This window comes from uncultured Planktosalinus sp., assembly GCF_963973675.1.
GTDB lineage: Bacteria > Bacteroidota > Bacteroidia > Flavobacteriales > Flavobacteriaceae > Planktosalinus.
The window spans coordinates 1-4,497 of record NZ_CAXBAN010000220.1; the positions used below are offsets into that span (position 1 = coordinate 1).

Sequence of the window (4,497 nt, forward strand, 5' to 3'; positions counted from 1 at the left end):
CCGTAAAAATTAACTCAAACAGCTATACTGTTGCAATAGGCACTCCACTTGATGAGCTTATCGAGGCGATGGGTCTGTCTCTGGGAGCTTCCGTGGCCGTAAATGATATCAAAGCGCCCATGCCGGGGCTCATACTTGATGTACCTGTTAAAGCAGGTGATTCCGTTAAAGAAGGCGATTATCTGCTTGTACTGGAAGCAATGAAAATGGAAAACGCCCTCACGGCACCCCGCGACGGGGTGGTAAAAGCTATTGCCGTAGCCAAGGGGGATACCGTTGATAAAGGACAGTTGTTGATTGAGATGGAGTAAGTTTGGGTAGTGGTGAGTTGACGTAGAACTTTAGGACGTAGAACTTAAGATGGGGGAGAGTCTAAATTTTGAAGTGATGTATTTGATTTGAGAAATTGAAATATTATTAACGAGATGCCCGCTTACGCGAGTATAAAGATTCCCGCTTACGCGGGCATATATATGAAAAAAATATTAGTAGCAAACCGGGGAGAAATTGCTTTACGGGTTATGAAAACCGCTCGAAAGATGGGCATCAAGACCGTTGCCGTTTTCTCAGAACCCGACCGAAACGCACCCCACGTGCGCTTTGCAGACGAGGCTGTTTGTGTGGGAGAAGCCGCTTCCAGTAAATCTTATTTGCGGGGCGAACACATCATTGATATAGCCAAAAAACTCCAGGTAGATGGCATCCACCCGGGTTATGGGTTTCTCAGTGAGAATGCCGCTTTCGCGGAAACCGTCGAGAAAAGCGGAATTACTTTTATAGGTCCTCGGCCACACGCCATTCGTGTGATGGGAAGCAAGCTCGCCGCCAAAGAAGCTGTCAAAGGGTATGACATCCCTATGGTGCCCGGAATTGATGAAGCCATTACTGATGTTGCTAAAGCGAAAAGTATTGCCAATGAAATTGGCTTTCCCATTTTAATCAAAGCCTCTGCCGGTGGGGGTGGAAAAGGAATGCGCATTGTAGAAAAGGAAAGCGAGCTCGAAGAGCAAATGAAACGCGCTATCAGCGAGGCCGAATCGGCTTTTGGTGACGGGGCTGTGTTTATCGAAAAATATGTTAGCTCACCACGGCACATCGAAATACAAGTACTGGCCGATACTCATGGCAATGTGGTCCACCTTTTTGAAAGGGAATGCAGTATACAGCGTCGCCATCAGAAAGTAGTGGAGGAAGCACCTTCATCAGTACTCACCTCTGAAATCAGAAAAGAAATGGGCGAAGCAGCCGTAAAGGTTGCCAAAGCTTGTAATTATGTGGGTGCCGGTACCGTAGAGTTCTTACTGGACGAAAACAAGAATTTTTATTTCCTTGAAATGAACACCCGTTTGCAGGTGGAGCATCCGGTGACCGAACTCATCACGGGGCTTGATTTGGTGGAACAACAAATCAAAGTAGCCCGTGGAGAATCCCTTTCCTTTGCACAAGATGATTTACATATAAAAGGCCATGCAATGGAACTGCGCGTCTATGCAGAAGATCCAATTGCAGACTTTATGCCCAGTGTGGGTACTTTATCACGCTACCGCCCACCCGTGGGACCCGGAATTAGAGTGGATGACGGTTTTGAAGAAGGTATGGAAGTGCCCATTTATTACGACCCTATGCTGTCTAAACTTATCACCTATGGTACAACCCGCGAGGAAGCCATCCAACTGATGATAGAAGCCATCGCCGCTTATGAAGTAGAAGGTGTTTCCACCACTTTGCCGTTCGGAACGTTTGTAATGGAACACGAAGCTTTTCGCAGCGGTGACTTTGATACGCATTTTGTCAAAAAATATTATTCTGCAGATAAGCTGCAGGATCAAAACAAAGCGGAGGCCAAGCAAGCGGCTATGGTGGCACTGAAGGCTTATTTGAAGGATAGGGAAGTGTTGCGGGTTCCTTAGGTTTGGGCTTGAGGTTCAATGTTTCAGGTTTAAGGTTTGATTTGATTTACGAGATTGATTAACGAGTAGAATTATAAATAACGAGTTATCCGCCTATGCGGGTATATGGATATGAGCGACAATACAAAGAAACTACAGGAAAAAATAGCCCTCGCCAAACTGGGTGGCGGGCAGCAACGCATTGACAAGCAACACGAAAAGAAAAAACTCACCGCTCGTGAGCGTGTGGAGTACCTGATGGATGAAGGTTCCTTTGAGGAAATTGGCATTCTGGTGACTCACCGCACGACCGACTTTGGTATGGATCAAGAAAAATACTATGGTGACGGGGTTGTGACAGGCTATGGAACCATTAACGGAAGACCGGTCTGTGTGTTTGCTCAGGACTTTACCGTATTTGGGGGCGCACTTTCAGAAACCCATGCTGAGAAAATTTGCAAGACCATGGACCTGGCCATGAAACTGGGTGTTCCCATGATTGGACTCAACGATTCCGGTGGTGCGCGTATACAGGAAGGTGTGCGTTCACTGGGTGGCTATGCCGATATCTTTTACCGAAATGTGCAGGCATCAGGAGTTGTACCGCAACTCTCTGCCATCATGGGACCTTGTGCCGGTGGCGCTGTGTATTCACCTGCGATGACTGATTTTACTTTGATGGTGCAAGACACCAGTTATATGTTTGTTACAGGGCCCAATGTAGTGAAAACGGTAACCAATGAGAACGTCACCTCAGAAGAACTGGGTGGGGCGAGTACCCATGCCACTAAATCAGGGGTGACCCATGTGACCTCGGTGAGTGATATTGCCTGTCTGGAGGACGTTAAAACCCTGTTGAGCTACCTTCCACAGAATAATAAAGAAACCACGGCAAAACTTGCATTTACACTTCAGGAAGAATACCGTGATGAATTGGAAACTATTGTGCCCGATAGTTCCAACAAACCTTATGATATGCACTCAGTCATCAAGGGGATTATCGATACCGATTCCTTTTTTGAAATCCATAAAGATTATGCAGAAAACATCATAGTGGGCTTTGCCCGTTTGGGCGGAAGAAGTATTGGTATTGTGGCTAACCAGCCCATGAGCCTGGCGGGTGTGCTTGATGTGGATGCCTCTAAAAAGGCAGCCCGTTTCACTCGTTTCTGTGATTGCTTTAATATCCCTTTATTGGTGTTGGTGGATGTGCCCGGTTTCCTTCCCGGAACCGATCAGGAATGGAACGGAATCATTCTGCACGGCGCCAAACTGCTGTATGCCTTAAGTGAAGCCACTGTTCCTAGGGTGACTGTGATTACCCGAAAAGCTTATGGAGGTGCTTATGACGTAATGAATTCCAAACATATTGGTGCCGACTTTAACTATGCGTGGCCTACTGCTGAAATCGCCGTGATGGGAGCCAAGGGTGCCAGCGAAATTATATTCAGAAAGGAAATTCAAAAGGCCGATGATCCTGAAGCCAAACTAAAGGAAAAAGAAGCCGAGTATGCCGATAAGTTTGCCACCCCCTTTGAAGCCGCCCAACGCGGATTTATTGATGAGGTAATCAAGCCCCGTGAAACAAGGCGAAAACTACTTAAAGCATTTAGTTTGCTTGAAAGTAAAACGGTAACCAGACCTGATAGAAAACACGGAAACATACCACTTTAAGCAAACGTACCTAGCTAACTAAACCAAAAAGCAATTAACTCTTTTTGTTTATTAAATCTTGGAACGAAACAATTAATTGGAGTCGTTTCAACTTCTTATAAATATAAAGACCCGGCTTTGGGAAGCCGGGTCTTGCTTTTCATTCAAACAAAAGCTTATTGCTTAGCTTCTGCAGTTAATGTTTGTTTTTTCAATCCTTCACTGATTTGTGCCAATTGCTGTTCAAGATTTTGGTGTTCAGCAGTTAACTCAGTTTGAGATTTTTTAATCTCTTCAAGGTCAGTTGTCATCACATCAATTTGAGCTTGCATTTCCTCGGTAGTTAAATTTGGAAAATTGGCTTTCAATTCCTGATGTCCATTCAACATTAGCTCTACTTTTTGAATTTGAGCTTCGTGGTTTTTTAGGATTACTTGTTGTGTGGCAAGGGTTTCTAACCACGATGAGTCCTGAAGCGTCATACCTGCCATATTTTCTGTAATAGCAGTGTAATTGTTCAAGTGATTGCTGTGGCTGCTTTTAAGTGCTGTATGCACTTGAAGAAGACTGTCACTCTCTTTTTGTAAAGTGTCAAACGAATTTGACAATACTTGTTTGTCATTGTTGCAAGAAGTCATTGCAGTTACAACTACGACTAGAATCATTAAAATGTTTCTCATTTTGGGTGTATGTGTTATTAATTATACGACGCAAATGTACTGCTGAAAATAGATATATGATTATACTAAATGTTAAATAATTATAGATATCTAAAATTAAACATCAGATAAATAAAGAAAATTGAATACATTATATTTTTGCAAGTAGTTGATAGTAAGCAAGTTGATAAATTACCTGCAATAATATATGCAAATTTTAAATTCGATGTTCAGAAATGCTCATAAATATTTTTATGTTTTACAAAAATAATTCTGCTAATTTGGGTAAAAAAGAG

Annotated in this window: 4 protein-coding genes; 3 read left to right on the forward strand and 1 reads right to left on the reverse strand. The window is 43.5% G+C overall.

Going from position 1 to position 4,497, the window contains the following annotated elements; all coding sequences use genetic code 11:
- The 3 genes from AACY61_RS09250 to AACY61_RS09260 form a co-directional block, all read left to right on the forward strand.
- A partial coding sequence (locus AACY61_RS09250; protein ID WP_339611290.1) for a biotin/lipoyl-containing protein occupies positions 1 to 311 on the forward strand: 311 nt, incomplete at its 5' end.
- 162 nt (positions 312 to 473) lie between these two features.
- Positions 474 to 1,910, forward strand: coding sequence for an acetyl-CoA carboxylase biotin carboxylase subunit (gene accC / locus AACY61_RS09255; RefSeq protein ID WP_339611291.1), 1,437 nt, complete (start codon positions 474 to 476; stop codon positions 1,908 to 1,910).
- Positions 1,911 to 2,021: 111 nt separating this feature from the next.
- Positions 2,022 to 3,563 (forward strand): acyl-CoA carboxylase subunit beta, encoded by a 1,542-nt coding sequence (locus AACY61_RS09260; protein ID WP_339611292.1) that lies wholly within the window; start codon positions 2,022 to 2,024, stop codon positions 3,561 to 3,563.
- 155 nt (positions 3,564 to 3,718) lie between these two features.
- Here the strand turns inward: AACY61_RS09260 and AACY61_RS09265 are convergent, their stop codons facing one another.
- Positions 3,719 to 4,222, reverse strand: coding sequence for a hypothetical protein (locus AACY61_RS09265; protein WP_339611293.1), 504 nt, complete (start codon positions 4,220 to 4,222; stop codon positions 3,719 to 3,721).
- Between the last annotated feature and the right edge of the window lie 275 nt (positions 4,223 to 4,497).

Excerpts from the sequence above, each read along its gene's own strand:
- accC (WP_339611291.1), top strand. The coding sequence starts at position 474 with ATGAAAAAAATATTAGTAGCAAACCGGGGAGAAATTGCTTTACGGGTT.
- AACY61_RS09265 (WP_339611293.1), bottom strand. The coding sequence starts at position 4,222 with ATGAGAAACATTTTAATGATTCTAGTCGTAGTTGTAACTGCAATGACT.
- AACY61_RS09260 (WP_339611292.1), top strand. The coding sequence starts at position 2,022 with ATGAGCGACAATACAAAGAAACTACAGGAAAAAATAGCCCTCGCCAAA.